Below are 18,580 nucleotides of genomic sequence, written 5' to 3'. Positions count from 1 at the left end.
CTGTTACCCGTTGGAGGAGAACAACCATGGTGCAGTCAGCCAAACATATCGTGATCCTCACCGGTGCCGGCATCTCGGCCGAATCCGGTATCAAGACCTTCCGGGCCTGTGATGGCCTGTGGGAAGAGCACAGGGTGGAGGACGTGGCCACCCCTGAAGGCTATGCGCGGGATCCCGAACTGGTACAACGTTTCTACAATGCACGGCGCCATCAGTTGCAGCGCGCCGAGATCCACCCCAATCCGGCCCACTATGCATTGGCCCGTCTGGAGCGCCTGCTGCCGGGGCGCGTCACCTTGGTCACCCAGAACATCGACAACCTGCACGAGAGTGCCGGCAGCAAGAACCTCATCCACATGCACGGCGAGTTGCTCAAGGCCCGCTGCCCGGGCTCGGGTCAGGTGATCGAGTGGCGCGGGGATCTCCATCAGGAAGAGCTGTGTTCCTGCTGCCAGTTTCCCCACCCGCTGCGCCCCCATGTGGTCTGGTTCGGGGAGATGCCCCTCGGACTTGACCGCATCTACTCGGCCCTGGCTCAGTGCGATCTCTTCATCTCCATCGGGACCTCCGGGGCGGTCTACCCTGCCGCCGGATTCGTCCATGAGGCCGGCCTGAACGGTGCCCATACGGTGGAGCTCAATCTGGAGCCGAGCGAAGTGGGCAGCCAGTTTGATGAAAAACGTTATGGTCCGGCTTCCTTGCTGGTGCCCGCTTTTGTGGATGAACTCCTGCAAAGTTGCGGAGTGCATCAGCCTCTCTCCGTCGAGGGCCATAACTGGATGGAGATGCGGGGCCCCTAATTATTGATTTTTCACACAGTTGCATTGACCCACTGAAATCGCCACACTGGCTCCTAACTTCAAGATGCAGTTGGCACAACATGTCATGAACTTTCCAACGCGCGGGATGGCCTCGCTCCTGCTGGTGCTTTTCTCGTTCGGTACCCAGGCTTCCTCCTCTTCGCTATTGCAACTGATCCTGCCGGACAAGCGGGAAATCACCCTGGATGAGGCGGCGTTGGCAGCCTTGCCACAAGTGGAGTTCGAGACGGCGACGCCCTGGACCCTCGGCACTCACCGCTATCGTGGACCGACCCTGAAGAGCGTGCTGGCGGCGCAGCAGGTGGATAGTGCCAGCGCCATCGATGTCGCCGCACTCAATGGCTACCAGCAGCGGGTCGATCTCTCCCTGTTTGCCAAGGTGCCGCTGACCCTGGTGCGTTACCAGGATGACAAACCGCTCACCCGTCGCAATAAAGGGCCGCTCTGGCTGCTGGTCCCCCTCTCGGCCCATCCCGACATGGATGTGTCCGCCATCCACAACAACATGGTCTGGCAGGTGATCCGCATCGAGGTTGTCCCGTGACGCGACGACAGCGAGATAACCTGCTGCTTGCAGCCATTTCCCTGCTGTTTCTCTTCTCGTCCCTCTGGGGGCTGCTGCTGCAGAGTCGGCACGAGCAGCTCGTTGACATGTTCTACCGCAACACCCACTGGAACATCAGCCAGGTAATGCAGGAGTCCCAGCGATTTCTCTATGATGTGCGCCTCTACCGTGCCGGGGCGCTCGACATGGCGGCCCTGAGCCTGGATTACGACCTGCTGTGGAACCGGCTGGATGTGTTCCTGATCAGTACCGAGACCGCCGATGCGCGGGCGAGGCATGGGTTGGGGGAGGTGCTTGAACGGCTCTTTGACGAACTCAAGGGGCTGGATCCCCAGATGCAGTCCGGGGAGCTGAAGAGGGGTAAGCCCTCGATCTTGCCCTCGTCCGGCTGACCGGCTTGACCCATCAGGTGGAGCAGATTGGGGATCAGATCCTCTCCGGCCAGGAGCGGGAAGCCTCCCTCAACCAGTTGCGCCAGAGCCTGTTCTGGATCCAGATCTGGCAGTTGATCCTGCTGGTGATGGGCTGTGTGCTGGTCTTTGCCCTCATTCGAACCAATCTGCAGAATCGTCGCCTCTCCCTGCTCGATCCCATGACCCGGCTTGGCAACCGTCGGGCCTTGCAGGGGCAGCTCAGGCAATCCCTGCTGCAAGTTCGGGTCCAGGCGCTGGCGGTGCTGGATCTGAAGCGGTTCAAGCAGGTCAATGATCTGCTCGGATACCAGGTTGGTGATCGTCTGTTGCAGGCGGTCGCGGCCCGGTTGCGCCAGGCATGCCCCGGCCGTGCGTACCGGTTGGGGGGGATGAGTTCGCCGTGGTGCTGGACGACGAAGAGGGAGATCTCGATGCCCGCATGGCGGCTATGGTGAGCCTGTTGCAGTTTGAGTTCGTGACCCGGGAAAGCAGCTTTGATCTGGCGTGTCGCTTCGGAGTGGCCAGGCGCGAGGGTGGCGAGGATGCCGATGAGCTATTGGAGCAGGCCATATTGGCATTGAACGAGGCCAAGCGTGAGGGGACCATCCTGGTGTGGTATCAGAGTGCGATGAAGGCTGACCTCCACATGGCCCAGCGGCAGCTGCACCAACTGCGGGAATGGCTGGCGGGGGCCGCCCCTTCCCCCCTGGAGACCCTCTGCGAGGCGATGAGAGACGAGCAGGGCGTGCCGGTGACGGCGGTCAGCCTGCGCTGGCAGGTGAGTCAGCAGCCCTGTGACGTGGGCTGGATGCAAGAGCGTGGTGTCCTTGGGCCCGTGATGGCACGATGGCTGACAGAAGAGCCATGCAGTGGCACCTTGCTGGTAAGGCTTCATCAGCCTGCCCAGCTGGCCCCTCTGCTGGCGAGCCTGCCCCCCTTGCCACAGGGGGGCTGATCCTGGCATTGCCTGTGCTGATACCGGATGCCACCCTGCTTGAGAAGATGCGCGAGTGTGGCTGCATGCTGGCGCTGAGCGAGCTTGGCAGCAGCGCCCCCGAACTGCTGCAAGCGGGCTGGCCAATTCGCTACTGGCTGCCAGCACCCTCCGGGTACGAGGCGCTGCTCCAGCCGTTGGCAACGGCGCTGGGGCTGCTGCGCCTGGCTCCCCGGGGAGAGGCGCAGCAAGAGGATGATCTCAAGCTGAGTTGAGTGGTGGCTTGTGCAGTCTCGGGGCCGATGTCAAGGAGACAATACACAGAAGGGCGGCTCATGGCCGCCCTTCTGCTGCTTGCTGACACTTAAACTGGTTTGCTGTCCGGTGAGGAAAAGGGAGCGCAGGAGTGTCTGATCACCAGGTCCGGATCCACGGTGATCATGCGGTTTGCGATGGGCTCGCCGTTGATGCGTGCCAAGAGCCGGGTGACGGCGAGACGGCCCAGCTCCTCTTTCGGTTGATTGACCGTGGTGAGCGGGGGGGACATGAACTGGGCCAGCGCCACGTTGTCATAGCCGACGATGGAGAGATCGCGGGGGATCACCAGCCCTGCCTGATGGGCGGCACTGATGACCCCCATGGCCATCATGTCGTTGCAGACAAACAGCGCGGTGGGACGCTCTGGCAGCGCCAGCAGGCGGGTCATGGCGGCGGCGCCGCTGGCGCAGTCAAAGTCTCCCTCCTGGATCCAGCCCGGATTGACGGTGAGCCCGGCCTCCTGCATCGCTTGCTCGAAACCCGCCTGGCGCTGGTTGGCCGGGGCGCGGCTGTGGGGTCCCGTGATGCAACCGATGGCAGTGTGACCCAGCCCCAGCAGATGGCGGGTTGCCAGGTAGCCGCCGCGATGGGAGTTGTCGGCGATGAGATCCACCTCGTCGTTCTCCATGCCCCAGTCCATCACCACGACCGGCAGGCTCTTGAGCCAGTCGAGCTGGTTGAACACCTCCTGCTGCCCCTCGCTGCACATGATGAGCAGGCCGTCGACCCGTTTCCTGAGCATCATCTTGAGGTAGGAGAGCGCCGTCTCGGCCTGTCCTTCGGTGTTGCCCAGCATCAGGTTGTAACCCTGCTCGAAGCAGTAGCGCTCCACCCCGCGCACCACCTCGGCGAAGAAGGGGTTGCTGGAGGTGGTGACCAGCATGCCGATGCTGTTGGTCTCCTTTACCTTGAGGCTGCGGGCCACCAGGCTTGGGGCATAGTTGAGATCGCGCATGGCGGCGAAGACCCGCTCCCGGGTCTCTTCGGCGACGAAACGGGTCTCGTTGATGACGTGGGAAACGGTGGTGGTCGACACCCCCGCCAGCGCAGCCACCTCCTTGATATTGGCCATCAGTGCCCCTGCGCAGTCTGTTCAAGGAGGAAAGCATCGACCTCCTGCTTGCTCGGGATGGAGCTCTGGGCACCAAACCGGGTGACGGAGAGTGCCGCCGCCCCGTGGGCAAAGCGTACGGCTGCGTCAAAGTCGGCGCCGGCGAGCTCGGCCGCCAGGAAGGCGCCGTTGAAGGTATCCCCGGCCGCCGTGGTATCCACCGCCTTGACCCGAAAACCCGGCATGAGCGCCTGTTTCTGCCCCTTGCTGCAATAGACCCCTTGAGACCCCAGGGTGATCATCACCTCACCGATGCCCATCTGGTGGAAGCGGGTGGCAGCCTCCCGGGCGCTCGCTTCGTCCGTCACCTTGACGCCGGTCAGCAGCTCGGCCTCGGTCTGGTTGGGGGTGATGAGGTCCACCAGCGCCAGCAGATCCCTTGAGAGCGGGCGCGCGGGGGCGGGGTTGAGCACCACCCGGGTGCCGTGGGCACGAGCCAGACGGGCCGCTTCCTGCACGCTCTCCAGCGGCACTTCCAGTTGCAGCAGCAGGGTGTGGGCGGCGGCGATCATCGCCTCGTGACCTTGCACTACGGCCGGGGTGAGGGCGCCATTGGCTTCGGCGGAGATGCCGATGCTGTTCTCCCCCTCGTCGCTCACATAGATGATGGCGATGCCGGTGGGGAGCCTGGGGTCGAGTTCGACGGCGCTGACATCGATGCCGTCGTTGGCAAACCCGGTTTTCATCTGGTGGCCGATGGCATCATCACCGATGCGGGCGATGAAGGAGACAGGGGCGCCGAGGCGGGCGGCGGCCACCGCCTGATTGGCGCCCTTGCCGCCGGGAACGACCTGATAGCTGTGGCCGGTCAGGGTTTCACCGGGGCGGGGAAAGTGGGGGACGCGCAGCACATGATCCGCATTCACGCTGCCGAGGACTACGAGACGATTCATTCCTATCACCCTTGGTTGAGTACATCCTGGTCTGGGTGGACCCAGACCAGGCGGCACTGGCGGAAAAAGAGAGGGGAGGCGAACCTCCCCCCGTCAACTTACTTGTTGACGATTTGCAGCGGTACCGGGATGGATTTTTCCACCGGTTGACCCTTGAGCACCTTGTCGGCGGTTTCCACGCCGATGGCGCCGATGAGGGCAGGCTGCTGGGCCACGGTGGCGGCCAGTTTACCCTTGGCCACGGCGGCTTTGCCATCGTCGGTGCCGTCAAAGCCCACGATCATCACCTCTTTGCCAGCGGCCTGCACGGCGCGGATGGCACCCAGCGCCATCTCGTCGTTCTGGGCGAACACTGCCTGCACGGTCGGATGGGCGGCCAGCAGGTTCTCCATGACGTTCAGACCCTTGGTGCGGTCAAAGTCGGCGGGTTGGGAGGCCAGCACCTGCAGTTTGTTGGCGGTGACCGCCAGGGCGAAGCCTTCGCCGCGATCACGGGCGGCGGAGGTACCTGCGATCCCTTCCAGCTGGATCACCTTGGCACCGCTGCCCAGCTTCTCGGCGATGAAGTCGCCAGCCAGCTTGCCACCGGCCACGTTGTCGGAGGCGATGTGGGCCTTGACGTCACCCTGGGCTGCGCCGCGGTCCAGGGTCAGCACCGGGATGTTCGCCTTGTTGGCCAGGCGAATGGCGTTGCCCACGGCTTCGGAGTCGGTCGGGTTGATCAGGATGGCGTTGACCTTGCGCACGGTGAGATCTTCCACGTTGGAGAGCTCCTTGGCCGGGTCGTTCTGGGAGTCCAGCACCACCAGCTCGTAGCCAAGCTCCTTGGCCTTGGCTTCGGCCCCCTCCTTCATGGTGACGAAGAAGGGGTTGTTGAGGGTGGAGACCACCATCGCCAGGGTGTGATCCGCGGCCTGGGCGGTGCCCAGCACGGACATGATGGCGGCAGCGAGCAGGGTATTGAGCTTTTTCATCATTTCATTCCTTGTGTGTGGCGTGGCTTGTTAACGGTTGCTTTTGTTATCGATCATCACAGCAAGCAAAATCACGCTGGCCTTGGCGATCATCTGGTAATAGGAGCTGACGTCGAGCAGGTTGAGGGCATTGTTGAGGAAGCCGATGATGAGGGCACCGATCAGGGTACCCATGATACGGCCCTTGCCCCCCATCAGGCTGGTGCCCCCCAGCACAACGGCGGCGATGGCATCCAGCTCGTACCCCATGCCGGCTGTGGGCTGGGCGGAGGAGAGGCGGGATGTGACGATGAGCCCGGCCAGTGCCGACAGCATGCCGCACAGACCATACACCGCGAGCTTGACCCGATCCACATTGATACCAGAGAGGCGGGTGGCCGATTCGTTGCCGCCGAGGGCATAGATGTGGCGGCCCAGGCGAGTGTGGTTGAGCAGGTACCAGGCCAGCAGGAAGACGATGGCCATCAGCCAGATGGGCACCGGCAGACCCAGCAGGTAGCCGGTCCCGAGCCAGGCGAAGTGATCGGCGCCGTCACTGAAGCCGGTGGAGATGGGGCGCCCCTCGGTGTAGACCATGGTGACGCCGCGCAGGGCGGTCATGGTGACCAGGGTGGCGATGAACGCCTGTACCTTGCCCTTGGCGATGATGAGGCCGCTGATGCTGCCAAGCAGGGCGCCGGCCCCCAGGGTGAGGGGGATCACCAGGCCGATGGGCAGTTCCATGGCCACCATGGTGGCGGCCAGGGCGCCGCACAGGGCCAGTACCGAGCCGACCGACAGATCGATGCCGGCGGTGAGGATGACCAGCGTCATGCCGACCGCCATGATGGCGTTGACCGATGTCTGGCGCAGGATGTTGAGCAGGTTGTCGGCGGTGAAGAAGTTGGGGCTCAGGAAAGAGACCACGCCGATCAGCACCAGCAGCGCGACCAGGGACTTGTTCTCGATCCACCAGGCCATGCTCATGACGCCGCGGCGGGAAAGGGTTTGGGTTGTCATTGTGCTGCCTCTTGCTCTGCTTGCCACTGTTTACCGACTGCCGCTGCCATCAGCTTCTCCTGATTGGCATCGCGGGTGTTGAATTCTGCGCTGATGCGCCCTTCGTGCATCACCATAATGCGATCACTCATGCCGAGCACTTCCGGCATTTCGGAGGAGACCAGGATGATGCTCATCCCCTCCTTCTTGAACTGGTTGATGAGCTGATAGATCTCCTTCTTGGCGCCGACATCGACGCCGCGGGTCGGCTCATCCAGGATCAGCACCTTGGGCCGGGTCAGCAGCCCCTTGGCGATGGCCACCTTCTGCTGGTTGCCGCCGGAGAGGAGCTTGATCAGCTGATCCTGACTCGGGGTCTTGATGTTGAACAGACGCACATAGTCTCCTACCGCCTGGCGCTCGGCCTTGCCGTCAATCTTGCCGCCACGAATGAACTCGCCGAGGGCGCACAGGCTCATGTTTTCGCGCACCGACAGCTCCAGCACCAGGCCGTCGCCCTTGCGATCCTCGGAGATATAGGCGATGCCAGCGGCCAGACCATCGGCCGGGCTTCTGGGTACCAGGGCGTGGCCATCCACCGTCATCTGGCCAGCGCTGATGGGGCTGGCACCGTAGATGAGCTTCATCAGCTCGGTGCGGCCGGAGCCCATCAGGCCGCTAAAGCCCAGAATTTCACCCTGACGCAGGGAGAAGCTCACCCCGCGCACGCCGGGGCCGGCCAAATCCTTCACCTGCAGGCTGACGGGGCCGAGTTCGCGCACCAGGCGCGGGTACTGCTCTTCCAGCCGGCGACCCACCATCATCTCGATGATCCTGTCTTCGTCGAGATCGCTCACCGCCTGCTCGCCGATCCACTTGCCGTCCCGCAGCACGGTGACCCGATCGCAGATTTCGAAGATCTCCTTCAAGCGATGGGAGATATAGACGATGCCGCAGCCCTGCTCGCGCAGTTCGCGAATGACGGTGAAAAGCTGCTCGGTTTCGGTGTCGGTGAGGGCATCGGTGGGTTCGTCCATGATGATGACGCTGGCATCGAACGACAGCGCCTTGGCGATCTCCACCATCTGCTGTTCGCCGATGGAGAGATCCCCTAGCCGGGTATCCGGGCCGTGTTTGACGCCAAGTCGTGCCAGCAGGGTGCTGGCCCGTTCGCGCAGTTGCTTGTGGTCGATGCTGCCAAAACGGGTGCGCGGTTCGCGGCCGAGGAAGATATTGGCGGCAATCGACAATTCCGGCAGCAGGTTCAGCTCCTGGTGGATGATGCTGATCCCCTGATCCTGGGAGTCGCGGGGGCCCTTGAAGTGAACCGGCTGGCCGCGATAGCTGATGCTGCCCGAATCGGCCTGGTAGATGCCGGTCAGCACCTTCATCAGGGTCGACTTGCCAGCGCCATTTTCGCCGAGCAGGGCCATCACCTGGCCCGGATAGACCCGAAGACCCGCTTCGTCGAGGGCGCGCACACCGGGGAAGGTCTTGACGATCTCGGTCAGCTCCAGAATGGGTGAGAGGGGGGAGGTTGTGCTCATTTGCAGCTTCCTTGAAGAGGCCTTCTTTGAAGAATTCAGAACGCCACACCGGCGCAGAGGATCAGGTTGGCGTAGGGAGTCACCTCGCCGCTGCGCACGATAGCCTTGCTCTGGCAGGAGCGAGCCTTGAACGCTTCGTGCAGGCAGTACTCGATGGTGATGGGCTTGCCCTGGGCGGCTGCGTGGGCCTCCAGCTGATCCACCAGCGCCTGATGGGCGGCGGGACTGATCTGCTTGATCTCGCTTGCCATGATCACCTTCTCCACCACCAGGTCGGTGAGTAGGGCGGTCAGTACGGTTTCAAGGCTGGGGGTGCCCGCCATCAGCGCCAGATCGATGCGCTCGGGGCCTGCCGGAATGGGCAGGCCCGCATCGCAGACGGTGATCTCGTCGGTGTGGCCCATCTGCGCGACCAGCGCGCTTAAGGGAGCATTGAGCAGCTTGCCTCGTTTCATACAGCACCTCGGCGGCCTGGGACCGCATATGGATATTGAGTTGGGCAATCGGTTACGCAACCGGTTGCGTCATTAGGGCGAAAGATAAGTGTTAACCGTTAACGGGTCTAGGCAGTGATGACGAAAATGTGAAAACGATCTCAGTGACAGGGCAATTTCAGAAGAAACGGGTGCCAGAAGAGCACCCGTCTGAGAGGCGTCGCCGGATGTTGCCCGTACAAAAAGGCGTACCCAGCGCGAGGAGATCAGAGGGCGAGCGCCGCCTGCACTGCGGGGCGGGCCAGCATGCGCTGATAGTGATCCGCCACCTTGGGAAACTCGCTGATGGCAACCCCGTCGCTCTCGAGCCAGCCTGCAATCACGAAGAGGTAGATGTCGGCCAGGCTGAAGCGCTCCCCCAGTACCCAGGGGCCGGCCAGATAGTGGCGCTCAATCTGGTCAAAGCCATCGCGCATGTTCTGGGGCATCTTGGCCTGCATGGCAGCCATGGCCTGTTCATCGTCGGCCCAGCGGCCGGGACGGCGTCCATGGGCATGGGCGACATGGACGGTGGAGACGAGGAAACTGTGTACCTCCTGTATCCTGGCCAGGAGGAAGGGGTCATCCAATGGGGCCAGCCCGGCGTTAGGAAAACGCTGGGCCACGTAGAGCAGCAGAGCCGGTGTTTCGGTCAGCACGCCATGCTCCGTCACCAGTGCCGGGACTCGCCCCTTGGGATTGATGGCGAGGTAGTCGGGGCTGCGCTGTTCACCAGCGGCCAGATCCAGGCGCTTGACAAGGTGAGGGGCACCGGCCTCCACCAGAGCGATGCGCACCGCCATGGCACAGGTACCAGGGGCAAGATAGAGCGTCAGTTCGGACATGACCGTTTTCCTTGTGTGAGAGAGAAGAGCCAGTGGACATCTCGTCCGCCAGCGCGCGCCATTATCCTACCCCCGTTGGACAGAGGGGCCAAGGGTGAGGGGAACTTCATCAAGAAGGGCTGCAAGGCCTTTGGTATCAATGGCTTTCTGAACGGAAGATAACAGGAAAAACGGCTACGCATGCCGGTTCAAACCGCTATAATGTGCCACCTTGGATCAGTCGTCAGTGAATGTTGGACAGTCAATTGAGTAATAGAATGCGGATCGGTGGAACCCTCGAACAGTCCCTCAGCCAGGGATATCGTCTGGACCTGCAAGGGGTGTTGAAAGAGGGGTGGCAACAGACTCGTCGTACCGGTTTCGGATTGGCGCTGGCCATCGCCGGGGTCATGGCAATCTGGATCCTGCTGAGCAATACCTTGCTGACACCCTATGTCGCCCGTGAAGGGGGGGGTATGGATATGGCCCTGATCCTGAGCCTGCTGGTCACGGTGATCATGTCACCCATGACCTCCTCCCTCGACATGCTGGGGTTGCAGCAGTCGGTGGGGGTGCGCGCCCGGCCGAGCCAGGTATTCGACTTCTTCCGCCACTTCCTGCGCCTGGGCAGCCTGAGTCTGCTCGGCAGCCTCATCACCAGCCTGTTTGGCCCCCTGTTCGAGCTGCTGGGCGTGCCGGTGATGCTGGCCTTCATCCCTTCCGCCCTGGTGGGCATGGGGCTGGTGTTTACCGTACCTCTGGTGCTGGAGCGCGGTCTTTCCCCGGCTCAGGCCATTCTGGTATCCCTCAAGCTCTTTGCCCGGGGATGGCCCAGCATAGTGCTGCTGCACGGGGTCATGCTGGCACTCTTCTTCCTGGCGCTCATCCCCATGGGGCTGGGACTTATCTGGGTGGCGCCGCTCTACTTCAACTGCAAGGGCATTCTCTACCGGGATCTGTGTGGGGTGGCAGTCGAAGTGACCGAGGTTGCCAGTGGCAACGGCGGGCAGGGCCCGGATCATTTCAACGCATAACGGGATACCAGGGGGTCAGCCGGTGTCGACCCGCCCGGAGCGTGATGCAAAAGGATGGCATATGAACAAGCGATACGGGATGGCGGCGCTCCTGCTGGTACCCATGCTGGGACAGGCTGAGCCGTCCCTTGAACTCGACTACGGCACCTTCTACAGCCAGATGAAGACCTTCGCCAAGGGGGAGTTCGGCCACGCCAGACTGGGCTTTTATCTGGCCAGTCAACAGAACGGTCGGCGCTGCGGGCTCACCTCGGCCCGGGTCTCGACCCCGGACAGGGATGTGCCCGCCGAGGTCACGGTGGATGGCGAACTGCGTCTGCCCTATGACGAAGATCTCAACCTCGACAAGGCGATCGTGGTGGTGGGGCTCACCGAGGCCCATGCCGCCTGCGATCTGTCGGTACAGGTGATGGCCGACGCCCCCGCCACACCCGAGGTGCCGCTGGCCGAGCTTGTCTCGCGCCAGCAGCAGATGCAGCGATTGCTCGACAAGATGGCCGGCATGGTCGGCCAGTATTTCCTGCCCAAGATGGAAGGGGTGCGGATCTCCATGGTGGCGCCCGCAGGCACAGCCTACCTTGTGGAGGGTGCCCGTCAGGAGGCCGTCTCCTGGCAGCAGGGGCAACTGCTGCTCAGCAATGCGCAGCTGAAGGGGTTTGCCCAGGGCAAGCTGCAACTGCAAGGGGAGATCCTGCGTCTGACCCCCTGGCTGCACAAGGGGTAGCGACCCGAGTCCGCAGATTGCCAGAATGAAAAAAGGAGCGCCTGGCGCTCCTTTTTTGTGGGTGACGGGGCTTAGCGCACCTCAATCACGTCCAGCATGTCCATCTCGTCGATGTCCAGCAGCGGCGCCTTGGGCAGCTCGGGCGGATCAAATGCCTTGTCGCCACCGTCGATGATGCCGGAGTCGCGGTTGATGCTCTTGAAGTCAAACAGCTGGTGATCGAGCAGGTGGCTCGGGATCACGTCCTGAATGGCGGTGAACATGGTTTCGAGACGACCCGGGAAGCGGCGATCCCACTCCTGCATCATCTGTTTGATGGCCTGGCGCTGCAGGTTCTCCTGGGAGCCGCACAGGTTGCAGGGGATGATGGGGAAGGCCTTGACCTCGGCATAGCGCACCAGATCTTTCTCCTTGCAGTAGGCCAGGGGGCGGATCACCACGTTCTTGCCATCGTCGCTCACCAGCTTGGGGGGCATGGATTTGAGCTTGCCACCGTAGAACATGTTGAGGAACAGAGTCTCGAGGATGTCGTCACGGTGATGGCCAAGGGCGATCTTGGTGCAACCCAGCTCCTGGGCGGTGCGATACAGAATGCCGCGGCGCAGGCGGGAGCAGAGCGCGCAGGTGGTCTTGCCCTCCGGTACCTTCTCCTTGACGATGGAGTAGGTATCTTCTTCCACGATCTTGAAGTCGATGCCGAGGGTGCTCAGGTATTCGGGCAGCACGTGCTCGGGGAAGCCGGGTTGCTTCTGATCCAGGTTGACGGCCACCAGATCGAAATGGATGGGGGCGCTGGCCTTCAGGCTCATCAGGATGTCGAGCATGGCAAAGCTGTCCTTGCCGCCAGACAGGCAGACCATGATCTTGTCACCCTCTTCAATCATGTTGAAGTCGGCGATGGCCTGGCCCACGTTGCGCCGCAGGCGTTTCTGCAGCTTGTTGAAACTGTATTTCTCTTTGGCGTTAAGCTCTTCTAGCATGGCCTCAAACCCGGGACAAAAATAAGCGGCTTATTATAGCCATGTCCCGGGGGAGGGCAAGAAACGCTTATGCAGGATGACGCCTGTCATCCACAGGGCTGCTGTAATCGTCGGGTTTGAGGATGAGAATGTCGCAGTTGAGCCTGTCCACCACGTGCTCGGCGGTGTTGCCAAGCAGGGCGGCAGAGAGGCCGGTACGGCCGACGCATCCCATGATCATCAGGGTGGCATTCAGATCGTCCGCCATGTCCGGCAGCACCTCCTCCGGCAAGCCTTCCGCCACCTTGGTCCACATGTGGTTGATGCCGAACTGATCGGCATGCTCCCGCAGCAGATCTTCATGGTGTTTGCGAATGGCATCGTTGTAGGCGTTGGGATCGAACTCTGGCAGTTCGATGGCGACATTGACCGGGGTGCCCGGGTAGGTGTTGACCAGATAGAGACTGGCACCAAGCAGCTCGGCGATGGCGATCCCCTCGCGGGTGATCCGCTCGTTGAGCACCTTCTGCTCCTTGTCATCGCTCGAGCAGTTGATGGCGGCAATCAGGTTGCCCCCCCGTTGCCAGTGCCCTTCTTTTACCAGCAGAACCGGACAGGGGCATTTGCGCAGCAGGTGCCAGTCGGTGGGGGTGAAGATGAAGGTTTGCAGGAAGGAGTGCTTGTGAGTCGCCTTGACGACCAGATCGTGACGCTGTTCCAGCACTTCCTGAATGACGCACTCGAAGGGACGGTTGTGCCAGAGCACTTTCACTTCGCATTCCAGTCCTCTGGCCCGATAGGGAGTGAGGATCTCGTCGAGCCACTCCCGACGCTGGGCGATGACACCATGGCGCATCTCTTCCCGCTCGTCTGCCGAGAGCATGGCGGTCATCTCGTAAGAGAAGTCGTAAATCGTCAGGAGCAGGGTCAGCTGGGCGCCCTCATCCAGCTCGGCGACCTTGACCGCGCGCTCGAGCGCGATCTGGCGCTCCTCCTCGGGATTGATCACCACCAGAATGTTTCGGTACTTGACCATGTTCTCCTCCTTGGTAAAAAGGCCAATGATGGCAACTCTTTAGCTATTACAGCTTAGTCCAAGGGGGGAGACGGGAAGGTGTGCCGGATCAAATTTCAGGGTGATCCGATCCGGCAAAAAAGGGAATAAACGGGGATTAACCGCAGGGAGGACGAGTGGCTCCGGCCATGACGCCCAAGGCAACGTTGTCCAGTACAGTAATGTATTTGCCTTTGACGCTGATGAGACCGGATTTCTGGAAACGGCCCAGCAGGCGGCTGATGGTCTCGACGGTGAGACCGAGGTAGTTGCCGATGTCTCCACGGGTCATGGAGAGGCGGAACTCCTTGGCGGAGAAGCCGCGCTCGGAGAAACGAACCGAGAGATTGTGCAGGAAGGCAGCGAGGCGCTCTTCGGCGTTCTTTTTGGAGAGCAGCAGTATCATCTCCTGGTCGCCCATGATCTCGTTGCTCATCAGCCGCATGATCTGCTGGCGCAGTTTGGGCATCTTGCCAGAGAGGTCGTCGAGCACATCGAACGGTATTTCGCACACCATGGCGGTTTCCAGCGCCTGGGCGAAGGAGGGGTGGGCCTGCTTGTGGATGGCGTCGAAACCGACCAGATCACCGGCGAGGTGGAAGGCGGTGATCTGTTCGTCACCCTGTTCGGTGATGGTGTATGACTTGATGGTCCCGGAACGTATGGCATAGAGCGACTTGAGCTCATCGCCGGCCTTGAACAACTCTTCACCCTTCTGGAACGGCTTTTTGCGCTCGATGATGCTGTCGAGCTGATCGAGCTCGTTATCGTTCAGGGTGAAGGGGATGCAGAGCTGGCTGATGCTGCAATCCTGGCAATGAATTGCACAGCCACCGCTCTGAATACGTCTGCCAGGTTTCTTGTCCGGGATCATAGGCTCAAATGAATAATTGATTTATATCAAACAAGTTTACCACCATCTCATCCGTTTTGGATAGGGTTTCAAAAGGACGCCATCCCGATCCAGAGGGTGTGGATCCCGTAGGCAATAAGCAGCAAGGCGCCCCCAAGGCGCAGGCTGCGCAGGGTGAGCCAGTAGCGCAATCGGTCTGCCAGCCCCCCTAGCGCAAACAGGGTCGGCAGGGTGCCGAGGCCGAAAAAGAGCATGATGAGTGCCCCGCCACTCGCGGAGCCTGCGGCAGCGCTCCAGGTCAGCATGGAGTAGACGAGGCCGCAAGGGAGCCAGCCCCATATCATGCCAAAGGGGAGGGCCTGCCTGGCTGATGTAAACGGGAGAAACCTGCCTGCCAGCGGCTTGATGAGAGGCCAGAACTTCGCACCGATGCGCTCGAGCAGCAAGACGCCATGCCACCAGCCAGCCAAGTAGAGGCCGAGCGCTATCATCAGCAGGGCGGCGATGAGGCGAAGCCCTGCCAGGGCGTGTTTGCCAGCGCCTATCTCCGTGGTGGTGGCGAGCAAGCCGCCCACCAGCGCGCCCGCCAGCACATAGCTCAGGATGCGCCCCAGGTTGTAGTTGAGCAGATAACCGAGCCTGCCCCAAAAATGCTGCTTCTCGGCAGGTATGGCCATGGAGAGCGCTGCGGACACGCCGCCACACATGCCGATACAGTGGCCGGCACCGGCAAGCCCGACCAGCAGGGCGCCCATGAGGTCAAGGCTGCTGGTCATGGGGCCCGTTTTCCTGTTCTGCTTGTTGTTCAGAGGGGGGCAAGGGGCGCTGCTCCTCGTCAAACAGGATGTTGGAGCCCTGCCTGTCGAGATCCTCGAACTGCTCGGAGCGGATGGCCCAGAAGAAGACGGCGCCGGCAATGACAACGAACAGGATGGCGATGGGGATGAGGACGAAGATAATGTTCATGGCGTGGACCCTGTGGTGAAAGGGGGATGATAACCCGGCGAGGCAAGAGGTGCCGCCACCCGGGAGGATGCCAGATGGCTGCTCACCGGTTGAGCCGCATGGAGTTGGTGACCACGATGAGGGAGCTCAGGGACATGCCAGCAGCCGCCAGATAAGGGGGGAGCCAGCCACTTGCAGCCAGCGGCAGCACAAGCAGGTTGTAGCCGATGGACCAGGCAAAGTTCTCCTTGATGATCTTGCGAGTTCGCAGGGCCAGGGCCCGGGCGGCCAGCAGACGGGAGAGATCGTCGGCCAGCAGGATGGCGTCGGCACTGTTCTTGGCCAGATCCGTGCCCCCCGCCATGGCAAAGGACGCGTGGGCGCCGGCCAGCACAGGGGCGTCGTTGATGCCATCTCCCACCATGATGCTGATATCCCCGGCCGCTTCCCGGGCCTTGAGATAGGCCAGCTTGCCGTCCGGGGTGACCCCTTTTACCAGCTCATCGACCCCCAGCTCGCGGGCCAGCATGTCCGCCTGGTCCGAACCGTCGCCGGTGAGAATGGTGGTTTGCAGGCCTGCCTCCTTGAAGGCCTGGATCAGTGCACCGGCATCGGGGCGCAGCGTGTCGGCCAGGATGAAACGGGCCAGCAGTCCGTGTTCATCGGCCAGATAGATGGTCAGCCCTTGAGCGGCATTCTCTTCTTGCGCCAGTTCGAGCCAGCGTGCACTGCCGATGCGGTAATGCTTGCCCTCAATTACTCCCTGCACGCCGTGGCCGATGACGGGGGTGACGTCGCTGGCGGCGAGCGGCACCCCGTCCGCCAGTGGTTTGCTTCGAAACGCACGGGCGATGGGATGCTCGGAATAGGTCTCCAGGGCCTGGGCGAGGGCGAGGCAGCGGGCTGCGTCGAGCTCGCCGAGGGGCTGGGTGCTCACCAGGCTGATGTTGCCCGTGGTCAGGGTCCCCGTCTTGTCCATCACGATGCGGTTGGCCCGGGTCAGAATGTCCAGCACGTGGCCGCGGCGCAGTAGGATGCCGCTGCGGGTCAGGTTGGCAGTGGCCGAGGTCAGTGCGGTCGGGGTGGCCAGCGAGAGGGCGCAGGGGCAGGTCGCCACCAGCACCGCCAGGGTGACCCAGAAGGCCCGCTCGGGCTCATGAAAATGCCAGAAGGTCCAGACCCCGGCCGCAATGATCAGGAGCACCAGGATAAAGTGGCGCGACAGCACGTCCGCCAGCTGGGCGATGGCGGGCTTGTCGTCCAGAGCATGATCCTGCAGGCGCATGATCTGGGCCAGGCGCGACTCTTCAATGGAATGGCTGACCCGGATCTCCAGGGGGGCATCGGTGTTGATGGTGCCTGCATAGACGGGATCTCCGGCCTGTTTGAGCAGAGGCAACTGTTCGCCAGTCAGCATGGATTCGTTGAGGCTGGCCTGGCCCAGGGTGACGATGCCGTCTGCCGGCAGGGTGGCCCCCGCGAGTACCCGCACCCTGTCTCCGACTCGCAGCGTCTTGGCGGCCACCTCGTGTTCGCCGTCATCATCGATGCGGGTTGCCATGATGGGTACCAGGCGCGCCAGGTTGGAGCTCGACTCCGACGCCTTGCGCCTCGCTCGCAGTTCCAGCAGACGGCCCAACAGCAGGAAAAAGACGAACATGGTGATGGAGTCGTAATAGACCTCACCCGTGTTGAAGACCGTGGCCCAGATGGAGGCGACGAAGGCGCCGATCAGTGCCAGCGACACCGAAACATCCATGGAGAGGTGCCCCTGCTTCAGGCTGCGCCATGCCCCCACGTAAAAAGGCTGGGCCGAGTAGATCATGATGGGGGTGGAGAGCAGAAGGCTTATCCACTTGAAGTAGATCATGAACTCCTCTTCCACGCTGATGAAGAGGTCCATGTAGAGTGCTACGGCGCACATCATCACCTGCATGGAGCCAAGGCCGGCCAGCGCCATGCGGAACATGTAGCTGCGCACCTCTTTGGCGTAGAGCGCTTCCTGCTGATGAGTCTGGAAGGGATAGGCGCGATAGCCGACCCTGGCAAAGCCCTTGAGAATGTCGCTCAAAGAGAGCTGGGCCGGATCCCACTTGATGCGGGCGCGATGGGTGGTGGTATTGACGTTGATGTAACGCAGACCGCGCAGGGTCATCAGGTGCCGCTCGATGAGCCAGGCACAGGCGGCGCAGGTCAAACCTTCCACCGTCAGTTGGATCTCGCGCGTAGTTTCGCGACCCGTACCGGTGTCGGTGACGAACTCCTGCTGCACCTCCGCCAGATCGTAGTGGGTGAGGGCGGCGAGCTCTTCGGGCACCAGTTCCCCCTTGATGCCGGGAGCGGTGCGGTGTTCGTAATAACTGGCGAGGCCGCATTCGAGAATGGTCTGTGCCACGGCCTGACAGCCAGGGCAACACATCGGCTGAACGATGCCTTTGATCTCGAGAGTAAAGTTACTGCCAGTGGGAACCGGTTCACCACAGTGAAAACAGCCGGTCATGGTGATCATCCCTCTTTGATGCAGCCCAGCAGGCCGGGTCGGGGAGAAGGGTGGCTGACCGGCGTGCCGATCACCCTGCCTTCGTGATTCAACGTCCCTTGGGATCGAGCTCAATCGCTGCCTGAGTCGGCAGTTGTGCCGTCTCCTGGAGGCGCCATTCATGGTTGAAGGCATCGACCCGCACGTGCCACTTGCCGGTGAGGGGCTTGTCCAGCATCAGGCGATAGACTCCCTTGCCATCGGCCGTCAGCAGATGTTCGCTGTCCAGGCCCGCCAACGTGGGATGAAACAGGGAGAGGTGCAGTGCCTGCCCGAGGGGGAAATCCCCGGACAGTGGATTTAACGTCAGCTCCTTGTCGCTGACATTGAGGGCGATACGGATGCCGAGCGCCTCGGCGCGATCGAACTTGCTGAGATCCTGATTAATCTCCTTGCCCTGCTTGTAGTAGTCCTCCGCTACCAGGTTGACCCCATCCTTGCTGGCAATGATGGCGGTGGCGATGCTGCCTACCACGGCGGCGCAGGGGAGGGCGATGATGAACCAGGGCCAGAATTGGCGATACCAGGGTTGGGTCATGATGCTACCGAAACAAATGGTTAACGAAATGGCGGTAATTCAGCCAACACAAGATAACAAAAAGCCTCGAAGAGTCGAGGCTT

General features: G+C 62.0%; 22 protein-coding genes. 8 read left to right on the top strand and 14 right to left on the bottom strand.

Features of this window, described 5'->3' with window-relative positions; translation table 11 throughout:
- Window positions 1–26: 26 nt before the first annotated feature.
- The 6 genes from cobB to AB5Y70_RS12610 all read left to right on the top strand — a co-directional run bounded on the left by cobB (window position 27) and on the right by AB5Y70_RS12610 (window position 3,008).
- The gene (cobB, locus tag AB5Y70_RS12635; protein ID WP_010674794.1) at window positions 27–800 is read left to right on the top strand and encodes a Sir2 family NAD+-dependent deacetylase; all 774 of its coding nucleotides are present in this window, start codon (window positions 27–29) and stop codon (window positions 798–800) included.
- Between the two features lie 106 nt (window positions 801–906).
- Entirely contained in the window at window positions 907–1,365 is a 459-nt protein-coding gene (locus AB5Y70_RS12630; RefSeq protein WP_010674793.1) for a hypothetical protein, read from the top strand.
- Window positions 1,362–1,778 (top strand): hypothetical protein, encoded by a 417-nt coding sequence (locus tag AB5Y70_RS12625; RefSeq protein ID WP_029314553.1) that lies wholly within the window; start codon window positions 1,362–1,364, stop codon window positions 1,776–1,778. Before AB5Y70_RS12630 ends, AB5Y70_RS12625 begins: the two co-directional genes overlap by 4 nt.
- 5 nt (window positions 1,779–1,783) lie before the next feature.
- Window positions 1,784–2,254, top strand: a complete 471-nt coding sequence (locus AB5Y70_RS12620; protein WP_029314552.1) for a GGDEF domain-containing protein — start codon at window positions 1,784–1,786, stop codon at window positions 2,252–2,254.
- Entirely contained in the window at window positions 2,200–2,754 is a 555-nt protein-coding gene (locus tag AB5Y70_RS12615; protein ID WP_252592984.1) for a hypothetical protein, read from the top strand. Before AB5Y70_RS12620 ends, AB5Y70_RS12615 begins: the two co-directional genes overlap by 55 nt.
- 14 nt (window positions 2,755–2,768) lie before the next feature.
- Window positions 2,769–3,008 carry a hypothetical protein gene (locus AB5Y70_RS12610; protein WP_029314550.1) on the top strand — a complete coding sequence of 80 codons (240 nt, stop codon included), beginning with the start codon at window positions 2,769–2,771 and terminating at the stop codon, window positions 3,006–3,008.
- Window positions 3,009–3,097: 89 nt separating this feature from the next.
- On the opposite strand, the gene AB5Y70_RS12605 is transcribed toward AB5Y70_RS12610, so the two are convergent.
- From AB5Y70_RS12605 to AB5Y70_RS12575, 7 genes are all read right to left on the bottom strand, one after another.
- A complete protein-coding gene (locus AB5Y70_RS12605) occupies window positions 3,098–4,123 on the bottom strand; it encodes a substrate-binding domain-containing protein (RefSeq protein WP_010674792.1) in 1,026 nt (341 codons plus the stop codon).
- Window positions 4,123–5,055: a ribokinase gene (rbsK, locus tag AB5Y70_RS12600; RefSeq protein ID WP_010674791.1), complete on the bottom strand. Its 933-nt coding sequence runs from the start codon at window positions 5,053–5,055 to the stop codon at window positions 4,123–4,125. Before rbsK ends, AB5Y70_RS12605 begins: the two co-directional genes overlap by 1 nt.
- 98 nt (window positions 5,056–5,153) lie before the next feature.
- Window positions 5,154–6,029, bottom strand: coding sequence for a ribose ABC transporter substrate-binding protein RbsB (gene rbsB / locus AB5Y70_RS12595; RefSeq protein ID WP_010674790.1), 876 nt, complete (start codon window positions 6,027–6,029; stop codon window positions 5,154–5,156).
- A gap of 30 nt (window positions 6,030–6,059) precedes the next feature.
- Window positions 6,060–7,028, bottom strand: coding sequence for a ribose ABC transporter permease (rbsC, locus tag AB5Y70_RS12590; protein WP_010674789.1), 969 nt, complete (start codon window positions 7,026–7,028; stop codon window positions 6,060–6,062).
- Complete coding sequence (gene rbsA / locus AB5Y70_RS12585; RefSeq protein ID WP_010674788.1) at window positions 7,025–8,554, bottom strand: ribose ABC transporter ATP-binding protein RbsA; 1,530 nt, start codon at window positions 8,552–8,554, stop codon at window positions 7,025–7,027. Before rbsA ends, rbsC begins: the two co-directional genes overlap by 4 nt.
- A gap of 35 nt (window positions 8,555–8,589) precedes the next feature.
- Entirely contained in the window at window positions 8,590–9,009 is a 420-nt protein-coding gene (rbsD, locus tag AB5Y70_RS12580) for a D-ribose pyranase (RefSeq protein ID WP_010674787.1), read from the bottom strand.
- A 245-nt stretch (window positions 9,010–9,254) separates the two neighbouring features.
- A complete protein-coding gene (locus AB5Y70_RS12575) occupies window positions 9,255–9,872 on the bottom strand; it encodes a glutathione S-transferase family protein (protein ID WP_010674786.1) in 618 nt (205 codons plus the stop codon).
- A 257-nt stretch (window positions 9,873–10,129) separates the two neighbouring features.
- Here AB5Y70_RS12575 and AB5Y70_RS12570 point away from each other — a divergent pair, with 257 nt between their 5' ends.
- Together AB5Y70_RS12570 and AB5Y70_RS12565 are read left to right on the top strand one after the other, a co-directional pair.
- The gene (locus AB5Y70_RS12570; RefSeq protein ID WP_010674785.1) at window positions 10,130–10,885 is read left to right on the top strand and encodes a hypothetical protein; all 756 of its coding nucleotides are present in this window, start codon (window positions 10,130–10,132) and stop codon (window positions 10,883–10,885) included.
- A 61-nt stretch (window positions 10,886–10,946) separates the two neighbouring features.
- Complete coding sequence (locus AB5Y70_RS12565; protein WP_010674784.1) at window positions 10,947–11,609, top strand: DUF2987 domain-containing protein; 663 nt, start codon at window positions 10,947–10,949, stop codon at window positions 11,607–11,609.
- Window positions 11,610–11,680: 71 nt separating this feature from the next.
- On the opposite strand, the gene ttcA is transcribed toward AB5Y70_RS12565, so the two are convergent.
- The 7 genes from ttcA to AB5Y70_RS12530 all read right to left on the bottom strand — a co-directional run bounded on the left by ttcA (window position 11,681) and on the right by AB5Y70_RS12530 (window position 18,497).
- A complete protein-coding gene (ttcA, locus tag AB5Y70_RS12560; protein ID WP_010674783.1) occupies window positions 11,681–12,589 on the bottom strand; it encodes a tRNA 2-thiocytidine(32) synthetase TtcA in 909 nt (302 codons plus the stop codon).
- Window positions 12,590–12,656: 67 nt separating this feature from the next.
- Complete coding sequence (uspE, locus tag AB5Y70_RS12555; protein ID WP_010674782.1) at window positions 12,657–13,604, bottom strand: universal stress protein UspE; 948 nt, start codon at window positions 13,602–13,604, stop codon at window positions 12,657–12,659.
- Window positions 13,605–13,740: 136 nt separating this feature from the next.
- A complete protein-coding gene (locus AB5Y70_RS12550) occupies window positions 13,741–14,496 on the bottom strand; it encodes an FNR family transcription factor (protein ID WP_010674781.1) in 756 nt (251 codons plus the stop codon).
- A 68-nt stretch (window positions 14,497–14,564) separates the two neighbouring features.
- Complete coding sequence (locus AB5Y70_RS12545) at window positions 14,565–15,251, bottom strand: sulfite exporter TauE/SafE family protein (protein ID WP_010674780.1); 687 nt, start codon at window positions 15,249–15,251, stop codon at window positions 14,565–14,567.
- On the bottom strand, window positions 15,235–15,441 hold the full coding sequence (gene ccoS, locus AB5Y70_RS12540) for a cbb3-type cytochrome oxidase assembly protein CcoS (protein WP_010674779.1): 207 nt from the start codon (window positions 15,439–15,441) through the stop codon (window positions 15,235–15,237). Before ccoS ends, AB5Y70_RS12545 begins: the two co-directional genes overlap by 17 nt.
- 82 nt (window positions 15,442–15,523) lie before the next feature.
- Entirely contained in the window at window positions 15,524–17,920 is a 2,397-nt protein-coding gene (locus AB5Y70_RS12535) for a heavy metal translocating P-type ATPase (RefSeq protein WP_029314548.1), read from the bottom strand.
- A gap of 88 nt (window positions 17,921–18,008) precedes the next feature.
- Entirely contained in the window at window positions 18,009–18,497 is a 489-nt protein-coding gene (locus AB5Y70_RS12530; RefSeq protein ID WP_010674777.1) for a FixH family protein, read from the bottom strand.
- Window positions 18,498–18,580: the final 83 nt, after the last annotated feature.

The organism is Aeromonas sp. s1(2024), assembly GCF_040908005.1.
In the GTDB taxonomy this organism is placed as follows: domain Bacteria; phylum Pseudomonadota; class Gammaproteobacteria; order Enterobacterales; family Aeromonadaceae; genus Aeromonas; species Aeromonas caviae.
The sequence above is the reverse complement of the archived record's forward strand: the minus strand, read 5'-3'. Positions and strand labels throughout refer to the sequence as shown.